This is a genomic window from Marinobacter sp. (assembly GCF_048266785.1).
Classification (GTDB): Bacteria; Pseudomonadota; Gammaproteobacteria; order Pseudomonadales; family Oleiphilaceae; genus Marinobacter.
Genome location: NZ_JBLWYX010000011.1, coordinates 99,786 through 125,130, shown reverse-complemented (window position 1 = coordinate 125,130; position 25,345 = coordinate 99,786). Strand labels below are relative to the sequence as shown.

The following is a 25,345-nucleotide window of genomic DNA, read 5'->3' as shown; positions in this document are numbered from 1 at the left end:
ACAGCAACTAGCCGGCGGTTCTCTCGAGAACAAAAAAGCCCCGGGCTCAGTGAATGAGTACCGGGGCTTGGAGGCGTGCAGGCTTGTTACTTCAGCCCCATTTCCTCAATGGAGATTTCTCGCATTTTGAACTTCTGGATCTTGCCGGTCACCGTCATCGGGAACTCATCTACGAATTTGTAGTTCCGTGGAATCTTGAAGTGGGCAATCTTGCCTTTGCAGAAGGCCATCAGGCCATCGGCATCCACCGGGTCTGCGTCGGGGCGCAGTTTTACCCAGGCCACCAGCTCTTCTCCGTACTTGTCATCGGGAACACCGGTAACCTGCACTTCTTCAATAGAAGGGTGGGTGTAAAGGAATTCCTCGACCTCTTTCGGGTAGATGTTCTCGCCGCCACGAATCACCATATCCTTGATGCGGCCGACAATCTGGATATAGCCTTCTTCGTCCATTGTTGCCAGGTCTTCGGTATGCATCCAGCCGGCGGCGTCGATCGCTTCGCGGGTTTTTTCTTCGTTGTTCCAGTACTTCAGCATCACGCTGTAACCGCGGGTGCACAGTTCACCAATCTCGCCACGGGGCAGGACGTTTCCTGTTGCCGGGTCGACGATTTTGGTTTCCAGGTGCGGCTGGGAGCGGCCTACCGTGGTGACCTGCTTCTCGAACGGATCAAGGGAGCTGGTCTGGGTGGAAACCGGGCTGGTTTCGGTCATGCCGTAGGCGATCTGAACCTCTTTCATGTTCATCTTGCCGTTGACCTTCTTCATCACCTCCGCTGGGCAGATGGAGCCGGCCATGATGCCGGTGCGCAGGGTTGAGAGATCGTAGGACTCAAACTCCGGCTCGGACAGTTCCGCAATGAACATGGTGGGCACCCCGTAGAGTGCTGTTGCCTTTTCCTGATGCACCGCCTGCAGGACTGCTTTTGGCTCAAAGCCTTCACCCGGGTAGATCATGGTGGAACCGTGGGTAACACAGCCCAGGTTGCCCATCACCATGCCGAAGCAGTGATAAAGAGGTACCGGGATAACCAGGCGGTCTTTCTCGGTCAGAATCTGGCTCTCACCCACAAAGAATCCGTTGTTCAGAATGTTGTGGTGGGTGAGGGTCGCGCCTTTGGGGCTGCCGGTGGTGCCTGAGGTAAACTGGATATTGATGGGGTCGTCAAACTGAAGTTGACTCTGAATCTTGTTCACTTCGTCCTGGCTGACGTCACCCGCAAAACCGGTGAACTCGGCCCAGGTCCACATGCCGGCGTGCTTTTCCGTATCCAGGTTGATCACCGCGCGCAGGTCTGAAACCTTCTGGGCTTTGAGCTTGCCCGGAGTGCTGGCTTTCAGCTCCGGCGCCAGCTCATAGAGCGTTTTACGGTAATCAGAGGCTTTAAAACGGTCGGCGGTAACCAGCACACTGATGCCCGCCAGGTTCAGGGCGTATTCCAGCTCGTGCATGCCATAGGCCGGATTTATATTGACCAGAATGGCGCCCACCTTGGCGGTGGCAAACTGGGTAACCGTCCACTCATAGCGATTGGGTGCCCAGATACCCACGCGATCCCCGCGCTTGACGCCAATGGCCAGGAACGCCCGTGCTGCCTCATTAACCTTGGCAAGGAACTCTTTATAGGTCCAGCGAATATCCTGGTGCAGACACACAAGAGCCTCGGTATCGGGATATTTATCGGCGGTGCGATCGAGCATCTCGCCGATGGTCATGCCCAGCAGTGGTGTTTTGGAGGTACCGCTGGTGTAGCTTGGAAGAGTCTGGTTCATTGTTTGCCTCCAGTTGTTTTTGTCGTCGAGGTCTAACAGGGGTGTTGAAGCTGTTAGCGACTCTGGCTGTGGTATTCAGGGTTCGGCCGCATGTCGCTGGCAATCGCCACGCGGTTCGACATGTTGTAAAAGCCGATTATATTGCTCAGATCCCAGATTCCACGGTCACTGAAGCCTGCATCCCGAAGCGCTTGCACCTCGTCTTCCGCAACGGTTGCCGGTGAGCGGGTAAGGTGAGACGCGAAATCAAGCATGGCGCGCTGGCGCTTATCCAGCTTGGCCGACCGGTAATTCATCACCATGTGCTCGCCCAATACAGGATCGCCGCTCAAAACGCGTACCGCCGCGCCGTGGGCTACCAGACAGTAAAAGCATTTGTTTTCTGAGGAAACCACCACCGCAATCATTTCCCGTTCCAGCTTGCTGAGCTCGCTTTCCCCCATCATCAGTTCGTTGTACAAACGGGTGAAGCCATCCAGCTGTTTCAGGTTCTGGCTGTAGGCTGTAAGCACATTGGGAACCATGCCCAGCTTTTCCAGACAGATTTCAAAATACTTCCTGACATCATCAGGAAGATCGTTCATGTCAGGAATGGGAAGATCCAGAGCGACAACATTCTTGTTCTTGGTCATGTCAGGTCCTTACGATTTAAGAGCCTGGCCCACTTTCGAGCCGTTGTGTCGTTTGAGCTGGTTGCTGATCCACTCGCCTGTCGCCACCAGTTTGTTCAGGTCCACACCTGTGCTGATACCGAGACCGTTGAGCAGGTAAAGCACGTCTTCGGTGGCAACGTTACCGGAAGCGCCTTTGGCATAAGGACAACCGCCAAGGCCTGCAACGGATGCATCGATAACCGCCACACCTTCTTCCAGTACCGCGTAGAGATTGGCCAGAGCCTGGCCATAGGTGTCGTGGAAGTGAGCAGCCAGGCGCTCTACGGGCACGTGTTTTGTTACTGCTTCCAGCATACGCTTGGCTTTCAGTGGTGTACCTACGCCAATGGTATCGCCCAGAGAGATTTCATAGCAGCCCATGTCGGCCAGGTCTTTGGCGACCTTTGCTACTTGCTCAGGAGCAATATCGCCCTCGTAGGGGCAACCCAGTACGGTGGACACATAGCCTCGCACCGGAATGTTGTGCTTTTTCGCTGCTTCCATCACCGGGAGAAAACGCTCCAGGCTTTCTGCGATGGAGCAGTTGATGTTTTTCTGGCTGAACGATTCTGAAGCCGCACCGAATACGGCTACTTCATCCGCGCCCGCCGCCAGAGCATTCTCGAAACCCCTGAGGTTGGGGGTCAGCACCGAATAGCGTACGCCGGCTTTGCGCTTGATACCGGCCATCACTTCAGCGGCATCGCCCATTTGCGGCACCCACTTGGGTGAGACAAAACTGGCGGACTCGATGTGTGTCAGGCCGCAATCGGCAAGGCGGTCAATCAGCCCGGTTTTGATGTCTGTGGCAATCACCGGGCCAGACTCATTTTGCAGGCCGTCCCGGGGGCTCATTTCAACCAGCCGAACCTGTTTCGGGAAAGGCATCAGCCTGCCTCCTCTGTGCTTTCTTTTACGACTTCAATGGCAATCAGCTCCGCGCCTTCCGACACCTGTTCACCTTCGGTGAAGAAAATCTCGCTGACAACACCGTCTGCCGGTGCCTTGATCGCGTGCTCCATTTTCATGGCTTCCATGATGACCAGTGTCTGGCCAGCGGTAACCGTGTCGCCCACCTTGGTCTGAACGGCCACAATAGCGCCGTTCATGGGGGCGGTCAGGCCGCCTTCAGGTGCCATGTCGTCGGAAATGTAATTTTCCTGGTACAGGATGCACTGGAAAGTATCACCTTCGTAGAAGAGCACGAGCTGGTCATTGTGCAGGTTGCCGTGAATACTGATCCTGTGGCCATTGATCACCGCCTGAAGATAGTCGTCATCAAGCTTCGCAGTCAGGCTGTATACGCTGCCATCCACGAATACCTCGTAGCGATCATCCTTCTCGAGAATTTTCAGCTCGTGTATCTCGTCACCTACCTGCAACTGCAGGGGCTGGGCGTATTCCGAGTTCAGACGCCAGCTGTTGCGGCGACCGAATGGCGACCAGGGGTCCGTGCTGATGGATTCAGCGGATTTACGCTCTTCCAGTACAAAGCCTGCTGCCAGCACCAGTGCTTTGTGGGTGTCCAGTTTTGATTTCGGGAACAGCAATTCCCGATGGCTGTCGATAAAACCGGTTGTCAGGTCGGCTTCCCTGAACGGTTGTGAATCGGCAAGCGCGTGAAGGAAACGGATGTTGGTTTTGACACCCGCGATCCGGTAATGCTCAAGCGCCTGAACCATGCGGTTGATGGCCTGATCACGGGTTTCATCCCATACGATCAGTTTGGCAATCATCGGGTCGTAGTGAATGCTGATTTCATCGCCTTCGATCACGCCGGTATCTACGCGAACATGGGCACTTTCATCGGGCGTGCTCAGGTAACGCAGATTGCCGGTGGCGGGCAGGAAGTCCTGATCCGGGTCTTCGGCGTAAATGCGGGCTTCCAGGGCATGGCCACGGATTTTTACCTGGGACTGCTCCAGCGGCAGGGGGTCACCCCAGGCCACTTTCAACTGCCATTCCACCAGATCCTGGCCAGTCACCATTTCGGTAACCGGGTGCTCTACCTGCAGGCGGGTGTTCATTTCCATAAAGAAGAACGAACCGTCGACATCGTAGAGAAACTCAACGGTGCCGGCGCCCACATAGTTGATAGCTTGGGCCGCTTTGACAGCAGCATCACCCATGGCCTGACGGGTTTCTTCGCTCAGCCCGGGAGCCGGGGCTTCTTCCAGTACTTTCTGGTGACGGCGCTGAACCGAGCAGTCACGCTCGGCCAGATACACGCCGTTGCCGCTCTGGTCGCAGAACACCTGGATTTCAACGTGTCGCGGCTGGGTCAGGTAGCGTTCTATCAGCATGTCCGGGTTGCCAAAGGCGTTCTTGGCTTCGCGCTTGGCAGCGGCGAGTGCATCATCAAACTCGCCGATGTTCTCAACCACGCGCATGCCTTTACCACCGCCACCGGCTACCGCTTTGAGCAGCAGTGGGAAGCCACATTTTTCAGCTTCGGTGCGCAGGGTTTCCGGTGCCTGATCATCGCCGTGATAGCCGGGCACCAGCGGTACGCCGGCTTTCTCCATGATGGCTTTGGCGGCCGATTTGGAGCCCATGGCAGCAATGGCGGAAGAGGGCGGCCCGATAAAAACGAGGTTATTGGCTTCGCAGGCTTCGGCAAACCCGGTGTTCTCGGAAAGAAAACCATAGCCGGGGTGGATAGCCTGTGCGCCGCTTTGCTTGGCGATTTCAATGATTTTCTCCCCACGCAGATAGCTTTCCGAACTGGGAGCCGGGCCAATGTGGAAGGCTTCGTCTGCCATTGCGACGTGGTGGGCGTTGGCGTCTGCGTCGGAATAAACTGCGACACAACGAATACCCATACGATGTGCGGTCTGGATAATCCGGCAGGCGATTTCGCCCCGGTTGGCAATGAGTATTTTGCTGAACATGTTAGTTGCTCTCCGGAATCCAGTTGGCGCGACGTTTGTTAAGGAAGGCATTTAGCCCCTCCTGACCTTCTTTGCCTACGCGGATATCAGCGATGCGGTGCGCGGTGTCGTCAATCACAATGCTGTCGATGGGCTTGTGGCTGACGGCAAACACCAGACTCTTGGCCGCTTTCATGGCTTCCGGGCCATTCTGGGCAAGCTGCTGCAGCATCTCGTCACAACGCGTGTTCATGGCGTCGATATCGTCGCAGACGATATGCACAAGGCCGAACTTTTCGGCGTCCCGGGCGTTAAATACTTCCGCTGAAATAAAGAAGCGGCGCGCCTGGCGCTCGCCAATGGCGCGAACGACGTAAGGGCTTATTACGGCTGGAATCAGCCCCAGTTTTACCTCACTCAGGCAGAAGCTGGATGTTTCTGTCGCAATAACGATGTCGCAACAGGCTGCCAGGCCGACGGCGCCGCCGTAGGCTGCGCCCTGGACAAGGCCGATGACTGGCTTGCTGAGATGATTCAGGCAGTCCATCAGGCGTGCAAGCTGGCGGGAATCTTCCAGATTTTCCTGCTGGCTGTTGTCTGCCATGCGGCGCATCCAGCCGAGGTCTGCCCCGGCTGAGAAATGTTTGCCTTCAGAGCGCAGGATCACCACCCTGGTTTCACTGTCGGTGTCTACTTCTGTTATTGCGCTGATCAGCTGCTGGATGACCACGTCATCAAAGGCGTTGCGTTTGTCTGGCCGGTTCAGCACGATTTCCGTCACGCCTTGGGCGCGGCGGTTGAGCAGAACGGCCGATTCCTGTTCTGTCTGGGCTGACTGAACGTTGGTATCTTTCATGGTCGGTCTCCCTGGTTACATCCGGAACACGCCGAAGCGCGTGGGCTTCGCCGGCCGGTTGAGGGTGGCAGAGAGGCTGAGGGCAACCACTTCCCGGGTCTGGGCCGGGTCGATTACACCGTCATCCCACAGGCGGGCACTGGCGTAGTAAGGGTGGCCCTGATGCTCGTAGGTATCGGTAATTGGTTTCTTGAACGCAGCTTCTTCCTCGGCGCTCCATTCCTGGCCCTTGCGCTCCATGCCTTCACGACGAACCTGAGCCAGTACGCCGGCAGCCTGTTCGCCGCCCATGACGGAGATGCGGGCATTTGGCCACATCCAAAGGAAGTCGGGGCTGTAGGCGCGACCACACATGCCATAGTTGCCGGCACCGTAGCTGCCGCCGATCAGAACGGTGATCTTGGGCACGTTGGCACAGGCCACAGCCATCACCATCTTGGCACCGTGCTTGGCGATACCCTCGGCTTCGTACTTCTGGCCCACCATGAAACCTGTGATGTTCTGCAGGAACAACAGCGGGATGTTGCGCTGGCAGCACAGTTCGATGAAGTGTGCGCCTTTCTGGGCGGACTCACTGAACAATATGCCGTTGTTGGCAATGATGCCCACGGGGTAGCCGTGTATGTGGGCAAAGCCGGTGACCAGGGTCTGGCCGTAGTAACGTTTGAACTCGTCAAATTCGGAGCCGTCGGCGATGCGGGCGATGACGTCGCGCACGTCGAACTGCTTGCGCAGGTCGGTGCCGACGATGCCATAGATTTCGGCGGGATCGTACAGGGGTGCTTTGGGTTTGCGAATCTCTACGTCAACCGGTTTACGGCGGTTGAGGTTGGAGACGCAGCGCCGGGCAATTTCAAGGGCGTGGGCGTCGTTTTCGGCATAATGATCGGCGACGCCGGAAATTTTGCAGTGTACGTCGGCGCCACCCAGGTCTTCTGCGGTAACGACTTCGCCGGTGGCGGCTTTTACCAGTGGCGGGCCAGCCAGGAAGATGGTGCCCTGGTTGCGCACGATGATGGATTCGTCAGCCATGGCGGGTACATAGGCGCCACCGGCGGTGCACAGGCCCATTACGACGGCAATCTGGGGGATGGCTTCGGCGGACATTCTGGCCTGGTTGTAGAAGATGCGACCGAAGTGATCGCGGTCCGGGAAAACTTCGTCCTGCAGGGGCAGGTTGGCGCCACCGGAATCCACCAGGTAGATGCAGGGCAGGCGGTTTTCCAGGGCGATTTCCTGGGCGCGCAGGTGCTTTTTGACGGTCAGTGGGTAGTAACTGCCGCCTTTTACGGTGGCGTCGTTTGCGATGATCATGCATTCGGTGCCAGAGACGCGGCCTACGCCGGCGATAATGCCAGCTGCGGGTACGGCTTCATCGTAAACGTTGTAAGCGGCGAATTGGCCGACTTCGAGAAACGGGGAGCCGTCGTCCAGCAGGCGGTTGATGCGCTCTCTGGGCAGGAGTTTGCCGCGGGCGATGTGGCGTTCCTGGTAGGAGGGGCCGCCACCTTGCTGGATGGTGGATACTTTGTCCCGCAGGTCTGCAACGACTTCTGCCATGGAGGCCTGTTTGGCCTGAAACTCGTCAGACCGTGGGTTTATTTTGCTTTGCAGTATCGTCATGGGTTTGACTTCCTGACCTCGGGGGAGTCGGGGTCGGTGGCAGAACGGTGCGGGAACCGCTACGAGCACATCCATGTGCGCTTGTTTCCGGCCATCCTTGGCCTCCAACATTCCCGGACCGTTCTGCCCCCGCCCCCTCCGTCATACTTTGGGTGCTGGCTTCCTCTGGCTCTGAGAGCTGAGGAAGCCTGTGGCTTGAAGCTACGGCTTATTTATTCAGGAACAGTTCCCGACCGATTAACATACGCCGGATCTCGGATGTACCGGCACCGATTTCATAAAGCTTGGCATCGCGCAGCAATCGGCCTGTGGGGTAGTCATTGATGTAACCATTGCCGCCCAGAAGCTGGATGGCGTCGAGGGCCAGTTTTGTGGCCATTTCGGCGGAGTAGAGGATCGCGCCGGCGGAGTCTTTGCGGGTGGTTTCGCCGCGGTCGGCGGATTGCGCCACCATGTAAACGTAGGACCTGGCGGTGTTCATGAAGGTGTACATATCGGCCACTTTGCCCTGCACCAGTTCAAATTCGCCGATGGCCTGGCCGAACTGTTTGCGTTCGCGGATGTAAGGAACCACAACGTCCATAGCCGCCTGCATGATGCCCAGCGGGCCTCCTGAGAGAACGAGACGTTCGTAGTCGAGGCCGCTCATAAGTACGCGGGCGCCGCCGCCGAGCTCGCCAAGGACGTTTTCCTTGGGTACTTTGCAGTCTTGGAATACCAGCTCGCAGGTGTTGGAGCCGCGCATGCCGAGTTTGTCGAGCTTCTGGTGTCGGCTGAAGCCTTCGGCATCGCGCTCTACGATGAAGGCGGTGATGCCTTTCGAGCCTGCCTTTACGTCGGTTTTGGCGTAGATAACGTAAACGTGGGCGTCGGGGCCGTTGGTGATCCACATTTTGTTGCCGTTCAGCACGTAGTGGTCACCGGCGTCTTTGGCGCTCAGTTTCATCGAAATAACGTCGGAGCCGGCGTTGGGCTCGGACATGGCGAGTGCGCCGATGTGTTCGCCGCTGACGAGTTTGGGCAGGTATTTCTGCTTTTGCTCTTCGGTTCCGTTCCGGTGAATCTGGTTTACGCACAGGTTGGAGTGAGCGCCATAAGACAAGCCAACAGAGGCAGATGCGCGGCTGATTTCTTCCACGGCAATCACGTGCGCGAGGTAACCCATGCCCGAACCGCCGTAGGCTTCGTCTACAGTAATGCCCAGCAGGCCCATGTCGCCGAACTTTTTCCACAGATCCATGGGGAATTCGTTGCTGCGGTCGATTTCTTCAGCGCGTGGGGCAATTTCGGTGGCGGCAAATCCGTTGACCTGCTCGCGCAGCATATCGAGAGTTTCGCCAAGGCCGAAGTTGAGTTCTGAGTACTGTGATTTCATGTTTGGTTGCCTTTTGTTCTGCCAGATACGTGTTTGAAAACGGCCTGCCGGGTTGGGCGTCAGTTGCTGTCAGTTCTGCTCAGCAGCACTTCGATGCTCGTCAGTGGCCGGGGCCAGTTGCTTTTTCTTTTTCTGCAGATCAGAGAGAGCTTCCCGACACCGCAATTCTGCTGTCTCGATTTCCATTTCTGCCATGGCTATATCGCTTTTTTGCTGTTCCATGTGAGCGCGCTTGTTGCTCAGTATGGTCAACATTTTCAATAGCTGCTTTTCGTTACCCGTTGGCGTTTCATCCCATAGATCGAAAAGTTCTTTTGTTTCAGCGAGAGAAAAGCCCATACGTTTGCCGCGGAGGATCAACTTCAGGCGCACTTTGTCTTTGGTGCTGAAGATTCGCGTTTGCCCGCGACGCGCTGGCCTCAGCAGGCCCTGATCTTCGTAGAAGCGAATGCTACGGGTTGTCACGTCAAACTCATTGGAGAGCTCGCTGATACTGAACGTGTTCTTTACGATCATGGCGATATCCTTTTTTAGGTAAGGTTAGATAAAGTTTACGTAAACGTAAAGTATTTTTGGAGGTAAAGTCTGCGACATTGGGCTTATAAGGAAACTAGGCCAGTTCGCTTATCGGGTTGCGCGGGATTGTAACAGAAGGCATTCAGGGGCTGTGTGGGCCGCAGAGGGCGGTATAGCGGTCTTGGGGCGCCCGGCTCACTCCAGAAGCGGTGAGCCAGGCGAGGAAGGGCCTTTAGCCGAGGTCGTCTCTGAGCTTTCGTTTCAGCAGTTTGCCTGCGGTGTTCTTGGGCAGTTGTTCTCCGGGTTTGCAGTCTTTGCCGGTTGCCGGATCCACGATTCGGGTCATAACGGTTTGCATGGGACGGCCGGCACCGGGTAGCTTCTCGCCAAGCTCTTTCACAACCTGGCCGGGCATGATGGACGCGCCGTAGTAGAGCTTGTTCAGGTGCTGCAGTTTGTCCGGGTTGAATTGCGGATGATGCAGCAGTGCAATCCAAACGGTAGGCGGCGCAAAAAAGGCGTTAAGCCGGTCGCCGACAATCAGCCCGGCTTTTGCGCAGAGCCCGCTGGATACCCGCCGATACGGAGGAAGAAGCGGATGTACGGGAGTTGTTCACGCATATACCCCTTTAGCTGTTGTTATTTCGTGCGTGCAGGCATTAACTCAGAGGAGTGGACCCAACGGGAATGATCGGTCAGGTCGAAAAAATTGACCCAATCGGTCAGCGCGGTGTTTTAACCGGCGGATTATTATCCAGGCCACTGGGACGGCGATTTGCCAGTCCAGCGCTTGAAGGCCCGGCAAAACGAGGCCGTTTCTGAAAAGCCAACACGCTCGCTCACATCTGCAACGCTCAGGTTTTCCGTGCTCATGAGCTTTATCGCGTACTCCCGTCGCAAAGACGTCTTGATCTTGCGCAGGGAGGTGCCTTCTTCCTGAAGCTTGCGCCCAATGCTTCTGGGCGTCATGTGCAGGCGTTGGGCAAGCTCATCCAGGCTCGGCATGTCCCTGAGGTTTTGCCGGACCAGCAGAGCGCGAATCCGGTTGCGCAGGCTTTCGTCATGATCCGGTCGGTGCAGGATGTAGGCGGGCGATTCCTTCAGGAAAACGGCGAGCTCGTCCTCGCTCCGGGTATTTGGCAACTGCAGGTATTTTCCGTGCAGGTAAAAACCGCAAACAGATTCATCAAACTGCAACTCGGTTGGGAACATGGCCCGGTATTCGGCAACATGCGGCGGCGATGGGTAACTGAACTGCGTGGTTGCAAATGGAATCTGCTGGTCCACCAGCCAGCATGCGAACCTCTGCCACATGAGCAGCAGGAACTCCTGCAGCATGTGGTCAGTGTCCTGGCTGGCGTCTTCAAGGCTCAGGCGGAAAAACACCAGTTTGTTGCAGTTGCTTTCACCCAGTCCGATATCCACGTTATCGCAGGCGATACTGAAAAAGCGCGCACTTTTTCTCAGCACGGCGCCGAGGGTTGCAGATCCGAGACAGTAATCTGTCATTAGTGCGAATGTGCCGTTCTTGCAGCGGCTGTTGGATAGCCCCATGAATTCGTCGCGCGTTACCCGCCATACCGTCTTTATAAGCCGGGTGAATTGTTCTTCGGTGATCAGTTGCTCAGGCTTGCTGAACCACGCTGCTGGCACACCCGCGCTGGCCAGCAGCGCCTCGCGCTGAAACCCTTGTCGTTCGGCACCGCGAATGGATGCCTGAAGATAGTGGTTTGCAATATGGGGTCTGGGCTGGAAGTCGCGCATGGCTATGACGATTCTGGTGCGTAATGTGTCAATTATTTCGGCTTGTACGGCCATTCTCGCGGAACAGAATAACCCTTTAAATGGTCGACTGCCTGATTAATCAGTTTTACTACGGGGTTATTTAGAGACTATTTAGAGATTATTTAGAGAGTAGTAAGAGGCTATCAAGAGGCTATCAAGAGGCTATGTATGTCCGAACATCAAGAAGATACTGAGTTGTTTCACTCCATGATCAACAGGGTGCTCGACAAGGAAGTCGCACCTTTCTACGAGCAGTGGGAGGAGGAAGCCGCCATCCCGCGCGACGTATGGCGTAATCTGGGGCAGGCCGCAATGCTCGGCATTGATATGCCGGAGGAGTACGGCGGGGCGGCGGCGAGCTTTGAAATCTCACAGCTGGCGATTGAAGAAATGGCCCGCAAGGGCTTTGGTGGCCTTGCCTCAGGCTACAATATTCACGCCAACATCGTGATGCCCTATATTTTGCACCTTGGCTCCGAAGCCCAGAAACAGCGTTATCTGCCTGATATGATCAGCGGCGATGTGCTCAGTGCCATCGCCATGACCGAGCCGGGTGCAGGCAGTGATCTGGCGGCTATGCGCACCACGGCACAACGCACAGAAAAGGGCTATGTGATCAACGGCGCCAAGGTGTTTATCACCAACGGTTTGCAGGCGGAGCTGGTGATCGTGTGTGCCAAAACCGATCCCGGAGCCGGCGCCAAAGGCGTATCCTTGTTTCTGGTGGATACCAGCCTGCCCGGGTTTTCCCGGGGTAAAGGCATCCGCAAAATCGGCCAGCACGCCAGTGATACCGCCGAACTCTTCTTTTCGGATCTTGTGGTTCCCCATGGTGCCCTGCTGGGTGAGGAAGGGCGCGGATTTGCCTACCTGATGCAGGAATTACCGCGTGAGCGCCTGGGCGTTGGCGCCCAGGCAGTGGGGGCGACCGAAGGTGTGCTGGCGATTACTCTGGATTACGTGCAACAACGTAAAGCCTTTGGCCAGAGAGTGGCCGATTTTCAGAATACGCGGTTCAAGCTCGCCGAAGCCCGTGCACGGCTGGAGATGGCGAAAGCCTACCTGAAGCAATGCATCGCAAAATATCTTAAAGGCGAGATGGGGCCAACAGACGCTGCCATTCTGAAGCTGATGCTCACGGAAATGCAGTGCGATATAGCCAACGATTGTCTGCAACTGTTTGGCGGTTACGGCTATACCGTTGAGTACCCCGTATCGCGCTTCTTTGTGGACGCCCGGGTACAGACCATCTACGCCGGCACATCTGAAATCATGAAAGAAGTGATTGCTCGCTCCATGCTGGGCAAATAGATTATTCGTTCTCCAGACTTTTATTGACCTGAAACTTGAGGAAACAAACGATGAAACTGACCGATGTAGTAATTCTCGACGGCGCACGCACGACCATCGGCGGCTTTGGTGGCAGCCTGAGCTCGCTGAGCCCCGCCGAGCTGGGAACCTGCGCGGCGAACGAGGCTATCAAACGCTCGGGAGTGCCCGCAGAAGACATCGACCATTCCATTTTCGGACATATTATTCCGACTGGCCCGGCAGATGCCTACGTTGCGCGTCACATTGGTCTCAATGCCGGTCTGCAAAAAGGTTCTGCGGCGCTCAATGTGAATCGCCTCTGTGGTTCCGGCGTTCAGTCGGTTATCAGTGCCGCGCAAATGATCATGATGGGCGACAGCCGGATTGCACTGGCCGGTGGTGCCGAAAGCATGAGCCAGGGGGCCTATATTCTGCCCAATGTCCGCAAGGGCTTGCGGATGGGTGATGGTAGAGCGGTGGATATGACGCTGGGCACGCTTAGCGATCCGTTTGGCAGTGGCCACATGGGCATGACGGCGGAGCGAATCGCAGAAAAGTATGGCCTCAGCCGTGAAGACCTGGATACCTTCTCGGCAGAAAGTCACCGCCGTGCCAGCCACGCCATTGAGAGCGGTTACTTTAAAGAGCAGATTGTGCCGGTGACCGTGAAACAGGGCCGCAAGGAAGTGACTTTTGAGCAGGATGAGCATGTGCGTGCTGGCACCACAGCAGAAAGCCTTGCGAGCCTGAAGCCGGCCTTTACCAAAGAAGGCATCGTAACGCCGGGCAACGCTTCCGGTATTAACGACGGTGCGGCCGCCTTGGTGCTGACCAGCGCGGCAGAGGCCGAAAACCGTGGCTTGAAAGCGCGCGCACGCATCGTGGGCTACGCGTTTGCAGGGGTGGATCCCAGCGTAATGGGTCTGGGCCCGATCCCTGCCGTGCGCAGTGTGCTTGAAAAGACCGGCCTGAGTGTGGCAGATCTGGATGTGATCGAGTCCAATGAAGCTTTTGCGGCTCAGGCGCTTGCCGTCAGTAAGGAGCTCGGCCTGCCGGCCGACAAGGTTAACCCGAACGGCGGTGCTGTTGCCCTTGGCCACCCGGTGGGTGCTACGGGTTCCATTCTCATCATCAAAACTCTTGCAGAGCTTGAGCGCACCGGTGGTCGCTATGGCCTGATTACCATGTGCATAGGCGGCGGTCAGGGGATTGCGCTGATTGTTGAAAGTATCGCCTGAGCACGCGGTTTTATTTCTTTTTGAGGCTGAATTGAGTAAAGTTTACGTTAACGTAAAGATTGGCTTGTTTCCGATTCAGCCGACAACACCTGATGCGAAGGGAGAAAGTGATGGAATTCAAAAATATACCGGCCATTGTAACAGGTGGTGCCTCCGGGCTTGGTGAGGGTGCAGCCCGTGCACTTGCTGCTGCCGGCTGTAAAGTTGCCATCCTGGATCTGAAAAAAGAGCAGGGCGAGAAGGTTGCTGCGGATATTGGCGGCATTTTCGTACATTGCGACGTGAGCTCGGCTGAAAGTGCCGAAGCGGCGTTGGCGACAGCCCGTGACGCCCACGGACTCTGTGGCATTGCGGTTAACTGCGCGGGTATTGCGCCGGCGGCGAAAATTCTGGGCCGCGACGGTGTTATGCCGCTCGAGAACTTCAGCATGGTCATACAGATTAACCTGATCGGAACCTTCAATATTCTGAGACTGGCGGCCGCCAGTATGGCGCAGCGCGAGCCCAACGCAGAAGGTGAGCGCGGCGTGATTATCAATACCGCTTCGGTCGCCGCTTACGAAGGGCAGATTGGACAGGCGGCTTACAGCGCTTCCAAGGGTGGCGTTGTTGCTCTGACTATTCAGTCGGCCCGGGAGCTGGCCCGCGAAGGTATCCGCGTGAATACCATCGCACCGGGCCTGTTTATGACACCCATGATGTCCGGCATGCCGCAAGAAGTGCAGGACAGCCTGGCGGCCACGCTGCCGTTCCCCAAGCGCCTGGGTAAGCCCGAGGAGTTTGGCATGATGGTGGATCAGATGGTGCGCAACCCGATCCTGAACGGAGAAACTATCCGGCTGGACTGTGCCTTGCGTATGGCGCCTAAATGAATTCAAGCACATAAGGGAGAGCGCAATGACTAGCACTGTGGATCAAGAAGAACTCGCACTGTTCCGGTCGTCCGTCATCAAGGCTCTGGAAACAGAAGTAGCGCCGCATTACGAGGCCTGGGAGAAATCCGGCCTTGTACCTCGCGAACTCTGGAACACGCTCGGCGATGCCGGCATGTTATGCGTGGACATTCCCGAGGATTGCGGCGGCTGCGGCGCACCGTTCCAATACTCCGTGGTGGTCGGCGAGGAACTGGCTCGCATGGGGTTTGGTGCGCTCTCTACCAATGTGATGGTGCACTCAGACATTGTGGCACCCTATATTAGCCACCTGGGTAACGAGGCCCAGAAACAGCAGTGGTTGCCGAATATGGTGTCTGGAGAAGTGGTGGGCGCTATCGCAATGACCGAGCCGGGTGCCGGCAGTGATTTGCAGGCAATGCGCACCAGTGCGGTGCGGGACGGCCACGACTATGTCCTGAACGGCTCAAAAACCTTCATTACTAACGGTCAGCATGCCGATATGGTGATTGTTGCGGCGAAAACCGACCCTTCTGCGGGTGCCAAGGGCATCAGTCTTTTTCTGATCGATACCACCTTGCCGGGTTACAGCAAAGGGCGGAATCTCGACAAGATAGGCCAGCACAGCGGTGATACATCCGAGATGTTCTTTTCGGATATGCGTGTACCGGCATCGGCGCTTGTGGGCGAAGAGGGCAAAGGCTTTGTTTACCTGATGCAGGAGTTGCCACGGGAGCGGCTGGTGATCGGCGCGCTGGGCGTGGCGGCCGCAAGAGGAGCGCTGGATCTGACCATAGCTTACGCCCACGAGCGGGTGCTGTTCGGACAGAAGTTGGCGCAGCTGCAGAATACTCGTTTTGAAATCGCCCGTATGGAAACCGATTATCAGGTTAACAAGGCGTTTGTGGCTCAGTGCATAAGTCAGTACGAAGCCGGCGAGCTGGATGCGCCTACCGCGTCCATGGCCAAATACAGTGCGACCGAAATGCAGTGCCGTGTGGCAGATGGTTGCCTGCAGTTGTTTGGCGGTTATGGCTACACCACGGAATATCCGATTTCCCGTGCGTTTATGGATGCCCGTGTTCAGCGCATCTATGGCGGCACGTCGGAAGTCATGAAAGAAATCATCGCCCGCTCCGTTCTGGGACGAGTCTGAAATCAGTGAGGTTTGAATATGAGCGATAACAGCGTTGTGATTGCGGGTTCTGCACGTACTCCCATAGGTGGCTTGATGGGGTCGTTGAGTTCCGTGCGTTCTCCGGAATTGGGTGCCACTGCCATCAAAGCCGCCATTGAGCGCAGTGGTTTGAAACCTGTGGACATTCAGGAAGTGATAATGGGTTGCGTGTTGCCGGCCGGGTTGGGCCAGGCGCCGGCACGTCAGGCTTCTCGTGCTTCCGGCATTCCGGACAGCTCGGGCTGCACCACCGTGAACAAGATGTGTGGTTCCGGAATGCAGGCGGTGATCATGGCCCATGACCAGATCAAGGCAGGTACCAACGACATCATGATTGCCGGTGGCATGGAGAATATGAGTCAGGCGCCTTACCTGTTACCCAAAGCTCGCGGAGGCTTTCGCATGGGCCACGGGCAGGTGATGGACAGCATGTTTCTTGACGGCCTGGAAGATGCCTACGAAGGTGGCCTTATGGGCGGCTTTGCCCAGCGCTCGGCCGATGACTACAAGATCACCCGTGAGGCCATGGACGAGTTTGCCATCGGCTCACTGAACAAAGCGCTGGCGGCGATAGAGAACGGCTGGTGCAATCCTGAAATCGCGGCGGTTAGCGTTCCCGGCCGTGGTGGCGAAACCCTGGTAGATACCGATGAGCAGCCGGGTAACGCCAGGCCGGAAAAAATCCCCACGCTCAAACCGGCTTTTGCCAAAGACGGCACGGTTACCGCCGCTAACTCCAGCTCCATCAGTGACGGTGCGTCTGCTCTGGTGCTCGCTTCTGCCGCTGAAGCCAAAGCCCGTGGGCTGACCCCGCAGGCCCGTATTGTGGCCCATGCGACACACGCCCAGTTGCCGGCCGAGTTCACTCTGGCGCCCATCGGTGCGATCGAGAAGGTGCTGAAAAAGGCAGGTTGGAGCAAGGACGATGTGGATCTGTTTGAGATCAACGAAGCCTTTGCGGTCGTTTCCTTGCTGGCGATCAACGAGCTGGGATTGGATGCTGAGAAAGTAAACGTCTACGGCGGCGCCTGCGCTCTCGGGCACCCGATTGGCTCGTCCGGTTCCCGGATTATCGTAACGCTCATCAATGCGCTGAAGCAGAAAGGGCTGAAACGAGGAGTAGCTTCCCTTTGTATAGGCGGCGGTGAGGCAACCGCGGTTGCTGTTGAGCTGATCTGACGCAGTCAGTATTGATGCTGGCTCTGGCATTCCTGGTTGTTGAGCCGGCGCATTGACCAGAGTCCCAGGACCGGGCCAGGCAGCAGCCAAAGTGTTACCCAGGCCCCTTGGGATTCCCAGAGATTGCTGGTGATCCAGATTGCCGGTAGGGTCAGTGCAAAGCCGATGGCATTCATTACGGCCAGCGATGCACCAACGAATTCTCTGGGCGCTGCGGCTGCAGCCAGTGCAGAAAACTGGGGAGAGTCGGCAATGACGGTTATTCCCCACAACGCCAGCAGGAAAAGTAGCGTTCCGGGCGGAGCCCAGGGAAGAAACGGGTAGGCAAGGCAGATTATTCCTGAGATTGCCAAGGACCCGTTTGCTACCCATTCACTCCCAAACCGTCGGCTGAGTTTACCGCCGCCTATACACCCCACAAACCCCAGTCCGATCACCACGAACGAAAGTAGGGGTATCACTGTTGGAGATGCTTGCATGCGCAGCACTTCCCGTGTGATCAGCAGAGGTGTCAGTGTCCAGAAAGCATAGAGCTCCCAGCAATGGCCAAAGTAGCCGCCGGCTACTGCCCGAAACCTGAGCGATCTGAGCCCGGCGAGCCCGGTGCGCAATCGCGTTTTTGCAGTGCTGATGGGCAGGTGAGGGCCATCCCCCAAAAACAGAATCATCATGCCGCCAAGAAGGGCCAGAACCGAGGAGCCCAGTAGCGGCCATTGCCAGGGCAGGCCGGGCGTTATGCCGCGTAACAAGTGCGGCATGGCGGTACCAAGGGTCAGCATGCCAACCAGCCAGGCCAGCGCCGTCCCCGTGTGTTTGGGGGTCCAGCCTATAACCAGTTTCATACCGAGTGGGTAGATGCCGGCAAGACAAAGGCCCGTCAGAAAACGCATGAAAAGGTCAAACGGTGGAGAAGATGCTGTTAGCACAAAACCGGCGTTCATCAGAGCTCCAAGCAGGCTGGAGCATGCAAAAATGTAGCTGGCCCGATAGCGATCAGCTAGCCCTGTAATGGCAATGGCCAGCGTGCCGATGATGAAGCCGGCCTGTACAGAGAGCGTCAGGCTTCCCAGGTCTGATTCAGATAGCCCTAGCTCCCGGGAAAGTGATAGCCAGACCCCGTTTATACTGAACCACAGCGAGGTGCCGCAAAGCTGTGCCAGGACTATGACAAATAATGGATGGCGTTGCGCAGTTTTGCGGAGTATCACGGGGTTTCCCTGTCGTCGTCCCGAACTGTCAGGCTGTGCGGCTTGTTGCAGGTGCCGGGACTGGTGTGGTTAGTATAACCTCTGCCACAGTGTGCAGCTTTTTCAACTGCGATTGAAGCATAGTTAAAGGTCGGGTGCCTTGAACGGTCAGAGCGATATCCAGAACGCCGCCCGAAGTTTCCACCGCCATCTTTTCAATCCGGAAGCCACGGATACGAACCACTTGGCACAAGCGCTCAAGCGCGGCCGCTTCGTGGTTCATCCGACAGGTAATTGTATAGCTGGGCGTTTTATTGCTGCTCTCAGTGGTCATGCAATGTTCTCCTTTTTATCCGCAGTGGAGCGGCGGGTTTCATCAATCATTTCCTTGTTACTTCCACCCGGCTTTACGATCGGCCAGACGTTTTCTTCCCGGGCAATAGCCACATGCAGAAGCATTGGTCCGTTATAGGCGAGTATGGTTTCAATTCCCCTCCGAACCTGATCAGTGCGCTCAATTTTCAGGGCAGGGATGTCGAACGCTCGGGCCATGGCGACAAAGTCCGGATTGTCGTCCAGATTAATCTGGCTTTCCCGGTTGTTGTAGAACAGCTCCTGTTGCTGACGCACCATGCCCAAACACTGGTTATCCATGATGATCAGCTTTACTGGCAGGTTATATCGGCGAATAGTGGCCAGCTCCTGCGCGTTCATCATGAAGGAGCCATCACCGGTCACGTTCAGAACGGTGCTTTGGCGGTCGGAAAACTGGGCGCCGATTGCCGCTGGCAAACCAAAACCCATGGTGCCGAGACCTCCGCTGGTCAGGTGATGACGCGGGTGAGCAAACTGGTAATGCTGGGCGACCCACATCTGATGCTGGCCTACGTCACACGCAATAATCGTGTCATCCGGGGCAACTCGGGAAAGCTGCCGGATGAACGCAGGGCCGGTAATTGGCGCCAGCGGCTCTTCGTTGTCTGCGGTCTGAAATCCGCCCGTCGTGCGCCAGGTCTGGCATTGTTTTCGCCAGTCGCTGATCGCCAGAGGTGTTTCTCTGAGCGCCCGCGTCAACTCGCCGAGGATGGCGTTCAGATCACCGCGAACTGCCAGCTCTGCGCTTCGGAGCTTGTTGAATTCTGCTGCATCGGCATCAATGTGGATTGTCCGGGCATTGGGTGCGAAGCCCTCCAGCTTGCCGGTGGCCCGGTCGTCCAGGCGGGCACCAATAACCATTAAAAGGTCACACTCGTCCACCGCACGGTTGGCGGCGCGGGAGCCGTGCATGCCTAGCATGCCGAGATTGTGAGTGCTGTATTTACCGGGGTTCCCGATACCCTTGAGAGTCACAACCGCCGGCAGTTCTGAGCATTCAACAAACTTGCGAAAGCTGTCTTCCGCATGAGCCAGGCTAATGCCACCACCGCTGTAAAGCAGCGGGTTTCGGGCCGCACGCAGCAAGTCTAATGCACCCGTCAGGTCCGGGCAGGCCGCTTGCGGCTGCGCAGGCGTCGGGATGGGCGCAGTGGTGGCTTCTGTCAGTAATACATCCTTGGGGATGTCGATCCAGACCGGCCCGGGCCGCCCGCTTTGGGCAAGCGCTATGGCTTCTTCCAGAATAGCGGGCAGCTCGTCTGCACTTTCAACCAGATAACTGTGTTTTACGATGCCAAGCGTCATCCCCAATACATCGGTTTCCTGAAACGCATCGGTGCCGATCAGGGGTGAGGGAACCTGGCCGGTAATAACCAGCATGGGAATGGAATCCCGGTGCGCGTTGGCTACGCCGGTTATCAGGTTGGTCGCGCCGGGGCCGGATGTCGCAATACAAACCCCCAGCCAGCCGCTTGCCCGGGCATAGCCGTCTGCGGCCAGGGCGCAGCCTTGTTCGTGGCGGCAGAGCACATGTTCCACGCGTACATCATCCACAAGGGCATCGTACAGGGGCATAATGCAGCCGCCCGGATAGCCAAAAACCGTCTGGATGTTGTGGCGGTGGAATGCTTCAAGAATGTGCTGTGCGCCGTTCATTGTCGTTTTTCCTGTTTTTTCTTCCGCAAAAAAGAAACCCCCGGGACCTTGCGGTGCCGGGGGTTTCTGGTGTTTTGTCAGGTTTGTCGCTATCTCACCCGCTTATCCACGCAAAATCCCCCGGAAGGTACCACTACCACCAGGACGAGCTTTGCAAGAATAATTAATGAGTTGAGGTTCATAAAAAGGACATACTTCATCTGAATTCGTAAAAAGATTCTGTGTAGAATCTACCCCACGTTTTTAACCGGTTGCAACCGTTTTAATCCTGTTTTTTCAGATAACGTCTTTTTTACTGTCATCATTCACCAATTTCGGGCTGTGTAGGTATTTCATGAGCAAAGTAAAATGGAGTTCGCTGGGGCTGTCTGTGGTGGTTGTGGTCGTTCTGGTGATCTGGATGGCAACGGGCGATATCAAGGTTGCGAGTACCAAAGCGCCGGCACAACAGGAAGTTGAGCAACAGGAGCGCACACGGGTGCAGGTAACAACCCTCAACGCGCGATTATATGAGCCCGGTCTTTTGCTTCAGGGTCAGCTTGAACCATGGAGTGCTGTAAACGTGAGCGCCAGGGTAGCTGGCACAGTCGAGAGCATTGAAGCAGACCTCGGTGATTCGGTAAAAGCCGGTCAGGTGCTTTTAACCTTGTCTGAAGACGGCCGTGGTGCAGGGGTTGATCGCTGGCAGGCAAGGGCCAGGAAACTGGAAGCGGATTTGGTGGCAGTGAGGAAATTGGGTTCCAGAAACCTGGCGTCGCAATCAGATATTCTCGATGTGGAAAGCGAACTGGCGGCCGCTCGGGCGGAATTGAAGAGCGCTCAGCTTGCAGTTTCTCACCTCAGGCCGACGGCGCCGTTTGATGGGCTGATTAACAGCAAAAACGTTGAGGACGGAAGCTTGGTCGAGGTTGGCTCTCCCTTGTATGAGTTGGTTCGTATAGACCGGCTCAAGGCCAAAGGACAGGTGCCTCAGCAGTCTGTTGCACAAGTGTCACCGGGCCAGAAGGTGCGAGTGCGCCCTCTGGATGGAGATGCGCTTGACGGCGTAGTCACCTTTGTAGCCAGTGCAGCAAACGCCGATACCCGCAGTTTTGCCGTAGAGATCGCCGTTGAAAACCCGGATCAGAAACGCATTGCAGGTGGCAGTGCCAACCTTCGTGTTGCCTTGGCCGATGTTCAAGCCACGTTTATTTCCCCGGCTTATCTCTCCCTTGGGAACGACGGGCGCCCGGGCGTGAAGTATGTTGATGAACAGAACCGGGTCGTTTTTCGCACGGTAAAGTTGCTCAGTGTTTCTACTGAAGGTGCCTGGGTAACGGGCTTGCCAGATGAGGTTCGCCTGATCACCCGTGGTGCGGGCTTTGTAAGCGAGGGTGAGTATGTTGAGCCTGTCGATGCGGCTGATGAGCGGGGCTGAGTAACATGCGCTCACTTATTTTCGCGGCCATAGACCGCAGCCGCACCACGCTTCTCACTCTGTTGTTCCTCACGGTGGGTGGCATTGCGGCATTTCAGACGATCCCCCGGGAGGCAAACCCCGACGTCACCATTCCCATGATATATATCTCCATGACCCTGGAAGGTATAAGCCCGGAAGATGCGGAGCGCCTACTGGTGCGGCCCATGGAGCAGGAGCTGCGCTCGCTTGAGGGCGTCAAGGAGATGCGTGGCACAGCCTCCGAGGGGCATGCCTCCGTGATGCTGGAGTTTGATGCAGGCTTTGATCCGGATACCGCCCTGGTGGATGTTCGGGAAAAAGTCGATACAGCCCGCAGCAAGCTCCCCCGGGAAGCAGACGAACCGCGGGTGAATGAAATCAACGTTTCCCTGTTCCCGGTATTGTCCATTGGCCTTTCGGGACCGCTCTCTGAGCGTGAACTTATAACGGTTGCCCGTGGACTTCAGGATGCCATCGAAGCCATTCCCGAAGTGCTGGAAGTTGACATTGGTGGCGACAGGGAGGATCTGCTGGAAATTGTTGTAGACCCTCAGGTGCTGGAAGGCTACGGCATAGATTTCGACCAGCTCAGCAATCTGGTCACCCGCAATAACCAGTTGGTGGCAGCTGGGTCGCTGGATACCGGCAATGGCCGTATGACACTAAAAGTGCCCGGTGTTATCGAAAATATCGAAGACGTTATGTCCATGCCTATCAAAGTTGATGGCGATACGGTGGTCACCTTCGGTGACGTTGCCATGCTGCAGCGCACCTTTAAAGACCCGACGGGATTCGCCCGCATTAACGGCGAGCCGGCACTTGTGCTGGAGGTGTCCAAACGCACAGGGGCCAACATCATTGAAACCGTGGGCCAGGTGCGAGAGCTGATTGCCCGGGCAAAACCGCAGTTGCCGGATCCACTGGATATTCGCTACATCATGGATCAGTCCGAAGACGTCCGCGACATGCTGAGCGATCTGCTCAATAACGTGTTGACCGCCATTGTGCTGGTCATCATCGTGATCATCGCCGCCATGGGGCCGCGTTCGGCCATGCTGGTGGGGCTTACCATTCCCGGTGCGTTCCTTACCGCTATTCTGGTGATCTGGAGTATGGGCCTCACCCTCAATATCGTTGTGCTGTTCAGCCTGATTCTGGTAGCTGGCATGCTGGTAGACGGCGCCATTGTGGTATCAGAGCTGGCAGACAGGAACCTGTCGGAAGGGCAGACGGTGAAAGACGCGTGGGCAGAGGCCGCAAGCCGCATGGCGTGGCCGATCATTGCGTCTACGGCGACCACTCTGGCGGTGTTCGTACCGCTTCTTTTCTGGCCCGGCGTGGTAGGCGAATTCATGAAATTTCTGCCTATTACCGTGATCATTAGTCTGACAGCTTCTCTGGCAATGGCCCTCGTGTTTTTGCCGGTTCTGGGTGGCGTGAGTGGCGGCCATCGGGCCCGTACCGTCAGTGAAAACGGGCGAATGATGCAGGGCTATCGCCGGCTGCTCTCCACACTTCTTTCCTCGCCTGGTTTCACTCTGGCAGGTGTGCTGGGAGTGGTTTTGGTGGTCTACGTCGCCTATGCCAAATTCAACTATGGTATTGAGTTCTTCCCCAGTGTGGAGCCGGATTCGGCACAGGTGCAGGTGCGCGCACGCGGGGACCTGTCGGTTCTCGAGCGGGACGCCATTGTGCGGCAGGTGGAGGGCCGTTTGCAGGGAATGCCGGAAGTAAAAGCGCTTTATGCGCGATCAATGGTGAGCGCCAGCACGCAAATGGCACCGGATGTGATCGGGGTGCTCCAGTTCCAGTTTACCGACTGGTTTACCCGCCGCCCGGCCAGCTCAATCCTGGATGATTTCCTCGCCCGCACGGAGGACATTCCGGGCATTGCGCTGGAATTCCGTAAGCAGGAGAACGGCCCCGCTGGTGGCAAGCCGATCGAGCTGCAGATCAGCAGCCGCGACAGTAGCAAGCTTAACGGGTATGTGGATCAGATCGAGAATCAGATGCGCGCCCAAGGCGGTTTTCTGGATATTGAAGATGACCGCAGTTTGCCCGGTATTGAATGGCGCCTGGAAGTGGATCGCGTGGCCGCTGCCCGTTTCGGAACCGATGTGCTCAGCATTGGCAGTGCGGTTCGCCTGGTGACCAATGGCCTTGTGCTGGCAACCTACCGGCCTGAAGACGTGCGTGACGAGGTGGATATTGCCGTGCGGGTTCCCAACAACTGGCGTGAACTGGATCACTTGCAACGCCAGACGCTCAACACATCGCGCGGGCAGGTGCCGCTGTCGCAGTTTCTTGATCTGCAACCGGGACACAAGACCGGCAGCATTGCCCGGGTGGACGGGCAGCGAACGGTCACCATCAAATCAGACATTCAGCCTGGCGAGCAGGTGGATAGCTTGCTGAAAGGGCTGCAGGCTGAGCTGCCGGAGGCACCGGAAGGTGTTACTGTCAAATTTGCCGGCGAAAACGAAGATCAGCAGCAGGCTTCCAATTTTCTGGTAGGTGCGTTTCTGGTTGCGATTGCCATGATGCTGCTCATTCTGGTGACCCAGTTCAACTCGTTGTATCAAAGCTTTCTGATTCTCTCAGCGATTGTGCTCTCCACGGCCGGGGTTCTTCTGGGACTGCTGCTGAACGGCCAATCTTTCGGGATCGTGATGGTGGGTATGGGGATCATTGCGTTGGCGGGCATTGTGGTGAACAACAACATCATTCTGATAGACACCTACAACCACATGAAGAAAGAGGGAATGGCGGCGTATGAGGCGGCGCTGGAGACCAGTTGCCTGCGTTTGCGGCCAGTGCTGCTCACCGCTGTGACCACGGTGCTGGGCCTGATGCCGATGGTGCTGAGTATCAACGTCGACCTGCTGACACCATCCCTCGGGCTGGGCGCGCCATCGACTCAGTGGTGGGCGCAGCTTTCCAGCGCCATTGCGGGCGGCTTGGCGTTTGCCACCATACTGACACTACTGTTGACGCCGGCCATGCTCGTGCTTGGTGACAAGGTCGGACAGAAAGTAAGAGGCTTGGCCCCCAGGTACTCATGACCAATCCGCTTACAGAGCTGTTCCGAAAATTAACACTTATTGCAGATAGAACCAGGGATTATCGGCATCGAGCCCAAACGCGATCTCCAGGAGCGTGCGGTCGTCCCCATGACGACCCATAAGTTGCACTGAAACGGGCAGGTTCTCGGGTGTCAGCGCCATGGCAAGTGAAATGGCGGGCGCGCCGGTTAAGTTGGCCAGCGGCGTGAAGTTGGCATACCGGGTATGTCGGTCGAACAAGGTATCGAAAGCTACGTTCGGGCTGAGGTGGCCAAGTTTGGGCGTGGTATGGCCCAACATTCCTGGAGGAATACTCTACTCGAACGCAAAACACGACGACATGTCATTTCAGGTATGAGTTCACAAGCCCGCTATCTTA

Annotated in this window: 21 protein-coding genes; 7 read left to right on the top strand and 14 right to left on the bottom strand. The window is 56.7% G+C overall.

Annotation, left to right across the window (positions count from 1 at the left end; translation table 11 throughout):
• Nucleotides 1–86 precede the first annotated feature (86 nt).
• The 10 genes from ACN0V1_RS15165 to ACN0V1_RS15120 all read right to left on the bottom strand — a co-directional run bounded on the left by ACN0V1_RS15165 (nt 87) and on the right by ACN0V1_RS15120 (nt 11,483).
• Nucleotides 87–1,772 (bottom strand): AMP-binding protein, encoded by a 1,686-nt coding sequence (locus ACN0V1_RS15165; protein ID WP_417545793.1) that lies wholly within the window; start codon nt 1,770–1,772, stop codon nt 87–89.
• Nucleotides 1,773–1,825: 53 nt separating this feature from the next.
• Entirely contained in the window at nt 1,826–2,404 is a 579-nt protein-coding gene (locus tag ACN0V1_RS15160) for a peroxidase-related enzyme (protein WP_417545792.1), read from the bottom strand.
• Between the two features lie 9 nt (nt 2,405–2,413).
• Nucleotides 2,414–3,313, bottom strand: a complete 900-nt coding sequence (locus ACN0V1_RS15155; RefSeq protein ID WP_417545791.1) for a hydroxymethylglutaryl-CoA lyase — start codon at nt 3,311–3,313, stop codon at nt 2,414–2,416.
• Nucleotides 3,313–5,316, bottom strand: a complete 2,004-nt coding sequence (locus tag ACN0V1_RS15150; protein WP_417545790.1) for an acetyl/propionyl/methylcrotonyl-CoA carboxylase subunit alpha — start codon at nt 5,314–5,316, stop codon at nt 3,313–3,315. Before ACN0V1_RS15150 ends, ACN0V1_RS15155 begins: the two co-directional genes overlap by 1 nt.
• A 1-nt stretch (nt 5,317) precedes the next feature.
• Nucleotides 5,318–6,151 carry an enoyl-CoA hydratase-related protein gene (locus ACN0V1_RS15145; protein ID WP_417545789.1) on the bottom strand — a complete coding sequence of 278 codons (834 nt, stop codon included), beginning with the start codon at nt 6,149–6,151 and terminating at the stop codon, nt 5,318–5,320.
• 15 nt (nt 6,152–6,166) lie between these two features.
• The gene (locus tag ACN0V1_RS15140; RefSeq protein WP_417545788.1) at nt 6,167–7,774 is read right to left on the bottom strand and encodes a carboxyl transferase domain-containing protein; all 1,608 of its coding nucleotides are present in this window, start codon (nt 7,772–7,774) and stop codon (nt 6,167–6,169) included.
• A gap of 208 nt (nt 7,775–7,982) precedes the next feature.
• Nucleotides 7,983–9,149, bottom strand: a complete 1,167-nt coding sequence (locus ACN0V1_RS15135; protein WP_417545787.1) for an isovaleryl-CoA dehydrogenase — start codon at nt 9,147–9,149, stop codon at nt 7,983–7,985.
• A gap of 69 nt (nt 9,150–9,218) precedes the next feature.
• Nucleotides 9,219–9,665, bottom strand: a complete 447-nt coding sequence (locus tag ACN0V1_RS15130; protein ID WP_417545786.1) for a MerR family transcriptional regulator — start codon at nt 9,663–9,665, stop codon at nt 9,219–9,221.
• A 232-nt stretch (nt 9,666–9,897) separates the two neighbouring features.
• Nucleotides 9,898–10,080 carry a hypothetical protein gene (locus ACN0V1_RS15125; protein ID WP_417545785.1) on the bottom strand — a complete coding sequence of 61 codons (183 nt, stop codon included), beginning with the start codon at nt 10,078–10,080 and terminating at the stop codon, nt 9,898–9,900.
• Between the two features lie 335 nt (nt 10,081–10,415).
• Nucleotides 10,416–11,483: an AraC family transcriptional regulator gene (locus ACN0V1_RS15120; RefSeq protein WP_417545784.1), complete on the bottom strand. Its 1,068-nt coding sequence runs from the start codon at nt 11,481–11,483 to the stop codon at nt 10,416–10,418.
• A gap of 135 nt (nt 11,484–11,618) precedes the next feature.
• On the opposite strand from ACN0V1_RS15120, the gene ACN0V1_RS15115 reads away from it, so the two are divergent.
• From ACN0V1_RS15115 to ACN0V1_RS15095, 5 genes are all read left to right on the top strand, one after another.
• Complete coding sequence (locus ACN0V1_RS15115) at nt 11,619–12,761, top strand: acyl-CoA dehydrogenase family protein (RefSeq protein WP_417545783.1); 1,143 nt, start codon at nt 11,619–11,621, stop codon at nt 12,759–12,761.
• Between the two features lie 50 nt (nt 12,762–12,811).
• Nucleotides 12,812–13,999 (top strand): beta-ketothiolase BktB, encoded by a 1,188-nt coding sequence (gene bktB, locus ACN0V1_RS15110; protein WP_417545782.1) that lies wholly within the window; start codon nt 12,812–12,814, stop codon nt 13,997–13,999.
• 110 nt (nt 14,000–14,109) lie between these two features.
• A complete protein-coding gene (locus tag ACN0V1_RS15105) occupies nt 14,110–14,871 on the top strand; it encodes an SDR family NAD(P)-dependent oxidoreductase (RefSeq protein WP_417545781.1) in 762 nt (253 codons plus the stop codon).
• 25 nt (nt 14,872–14,896) lie between these two features.
• The gene (locus tag ACN0V1_RS15100) at nt 14,897–16,048 is read left to right on the top strand and encodes an acyl-CoA dehydrogenase family protein (protein WP_417545780.1); all 1,152 of its coding nucleotides are present in this window, start codon (nt 14,897–14,899) and stop codon (nt 16,046–16,048) included.
• Nucleotides 16,049–16,066: 18 nt separating this feature from the next.
• Complete coding sequence (locus ACN0V1_RS15095; protein WP_417545779.1) at nt 16,067–17,248, top strand: acetyl-CoA C-acyltransferase; 1,182 nt, start codon at nt 16,067–16,069, stop codon at nt 17,246–17,248.
• 5 nt (nt 17,249–17,253) lie between these two features.
• Here ACN0V1_RS15095 and ACN0V1_RS15090 read toward each other — a convergent pair whose 3' ends face one another.
• The 3 genes from ACN0V1_RS15090 to ilvG are packed head-to-tail and all read right to left on the bottom strand — an operon-like array spanning nt 17,254 to nt 20,466.
• Nucleotides 17,254–18,456, bottom strand: a complete 1,203-nt coding sequence (locus ACN0V1_RS15090; RefSeq protein WP_417545778.1) for an MFS transporter — start codon at nt 18,454–18,456, stop codon at nt 17,254–17,256.
• Nucleotides 18,457–18,484: 28 nt separating this feature from the next.
• On the bottom strand, nt 18,485–18,769 hold the full coding sequence (locus tag ACN0V1_RS15085; protein WP_339781724.1) for an ACT domain-containing protein: 285 nt from the start codon (nt 18,767–18,769) through the stop codon (nt 18,485–18,487).
• The gene (gene ilvG / locus ACN0V1_RS15080) at nt 18,766–20,466 is read right to left on the bottom strand and encodes an acetolactate synthase 2 catalytic subunit (RefSeq protein WP_417545777.1); all 1,701 of its coding nucleotides are present in this window, start codon (nt 20,464–20,466) and stop codon (nt 18,766–18,768) included. The genes ACN0V1_RS15085 and ilvG overlap by 4 nt, the downstream gene beginning before the upstream one ends.
• A 334-nt stretch (nt 20,467–20,800) precedes the next feature.
• On the opposite strand from ilvG, the gene ACN0V1_RS15075 reads away from it, so the two are divergent.
• Nucleotides 20,801–21,883: an efflux RND transporter periplasmic adaptor subunit gene (locus ACN0V1_RS15075; protein WP_417545776.1), complete on the top strand. Its 1,083-nt coding sequence runs from the start codon at nt 20,801–20,803 to the stop codon at nt 21,881–21,883.
• A gap of 5 nt (nt 21,884–21,888) precedes the next feature.
• Nucleotides 21,889–24,966, top strand: coding sequence for an efflux RND transporter permease subunit (locus ACN0V1_RS15070; protein ID WP_417545775.1), 3,078 nt, complete (start codon nt 21,889–21,891; stop codon nt 24,964–24,966).
• Between the two features lie 36 nt (nt 24,967–25,002).
• On the opposite strand, the gene ACN0V1_RS15065 is transcribed toward ACN0V1_RS15070, so the two are convergent.
• Nucleotides 25,003–25,266, bottom strand: a complete 264-nt coding sequence (locus ACN0V1_RS15065) for an amidase family protein (protein ID WP_417545774.1) — start codon at nt 25,264–25,266, stop codon at nt 25,003–25,005.
• Between the last annotated feature and the right edge of the window lie 79 nt (nt 25,267–25,345).

Coding starts and splice junctions, on each gene's coding strand:
- ACN0V1_RS15165 (WP_417545793.1), bottom strand. CDS start 1,772: ATGAACCAGACTCTTCCAAGCTACACCAGCGGTACCTCCAAAACACCA.
- ACN0V1_RS15160 (WP_417545792.1), bottom strand. CDS start 2,404: ATGACCAAGAACAAGAATGTTGTCGCTCTGGATCTTCCCATTCCTGAC.
- ACN0V1_RS15155 (WP_417545791.1), bottom strand. CDS start 3,313: ATGCCTTTCCCGAAACAGGTTCGGCTGGTTGAAATGAGCCCCCGGGAC.
- ACN0V1_RS15150 (WP_417545790.1), bottom strand. CDS start 5,316: ATGTTCAGCAAAATACTCATTGCCAACCGGGGCGAAATCGCCTGCCGG.
- ACN0V1_RS15145 (WP_417545789.1), bottom strand. CDS start 6,151: ATGAAAGATACCAACGTTCAGTCAGCCCAGACAGAACAGGAATCGGCC.
- ACN0V1_RS15140 (WP_417545788.1), bottom strand. CDS start 7,774: ATGACGATACTGCAAAGCAAAATAAACCCACGGTCTGACGAGTTTCAG.
- ACN0V1_RS15135 (WP_417545787.1), bottom strand. CDS start 9,149: ATGAAATCACAGTACTCAGAACTCAACTTCGGCCTTGGCGAAACTCTC.
- ACN0V1_RS15130 (WP_417545786.1), bottom strand. CDS start 9,665: ATGATCGTAAAGAACACGTTCAGTATCAGCGAGCTCTCCAATGAGTTT.
- ACN0V1_RS15125 (WP_417545785.1), bottom strand. CDS start 10,080: ATGCCCGGCCAGGTTGTGAAAGAGCTTGGCGAGAAGCTACCCGGTGCC.
- ACN0V1_RS15120 (WP_417545784.1), bottom strand. CDS start 11,483: ATGGCCGTACAAGCCGAAATAATTGACACATTACGCACCAGAATCGTC.
- ACN0V1_RS15115 (WP_417545783.1), top strand. CDS start 11,619: ATGTCCGAACATCAAGAAGATACTGAGTTGTTTCACTCCATGATCAAC.
- bktB (WP_417545782.1), top strand. CDS start 12,812: ATGAAACTGACCGATGTAGTAATTCTCGACGGCGCACGCACGACCATC.
- ACN0V1_RS15105 (WP_417545781.1), top strand. CDS start 14,110: ATGGAATTCAAAAATATACCGGCCATTGTAACAGGTGGTGCCTCCGGG.
- ACN0V1_RS15100 (WP_417545780.1), top strand. CDS start 14,897: ATGACTAGCACTGTGGATCAAGAAGAACTCGCACTGTTCCGGTCGTCC.
- ACN0V1_RS15095 (WP_417545779.1), top strand. CDS start 16,067: ATGAGCGATAACAGCGTTGTGATTGCGGGTTCTGCACGTACTCCCATA.
- ACN0V1_RS15085 (WP_339781724.1), bottom strand. CDS start 18,769: ATGACCACTGAGAGCAGCAATAAAACGCCCAGCTATACAATTACCTGT.
- ilvG (WP_417545777.1), bottom strand. CDS start 20,466: ATGAACGGCGCACAGCACATTCTTGAAGCATTCCACCGCCACAACATC.
- ACN0V1_RS15075 (WP_417545776.1), top strand. CDS start 20,801: ATGAGCAAAGTAAAATGGAGTTCGCTGGGGCTGTCTGTGGTGGTTGTG.
- ACN0V1_RS15070 (WP_417545775.1), top strand. CDS start 21,889: ATGCGCTCACTTATTTTCGCGGCCATAGACCGCAGCCGCACCACGCTT.
- ACN0V1_RS15065 (WP_417545774.1), bottom strand. CDS start 25,266: ATGTTGGGCCATACCACGCCCAAACTTGGCCACCTCAGCCCGAACGTA.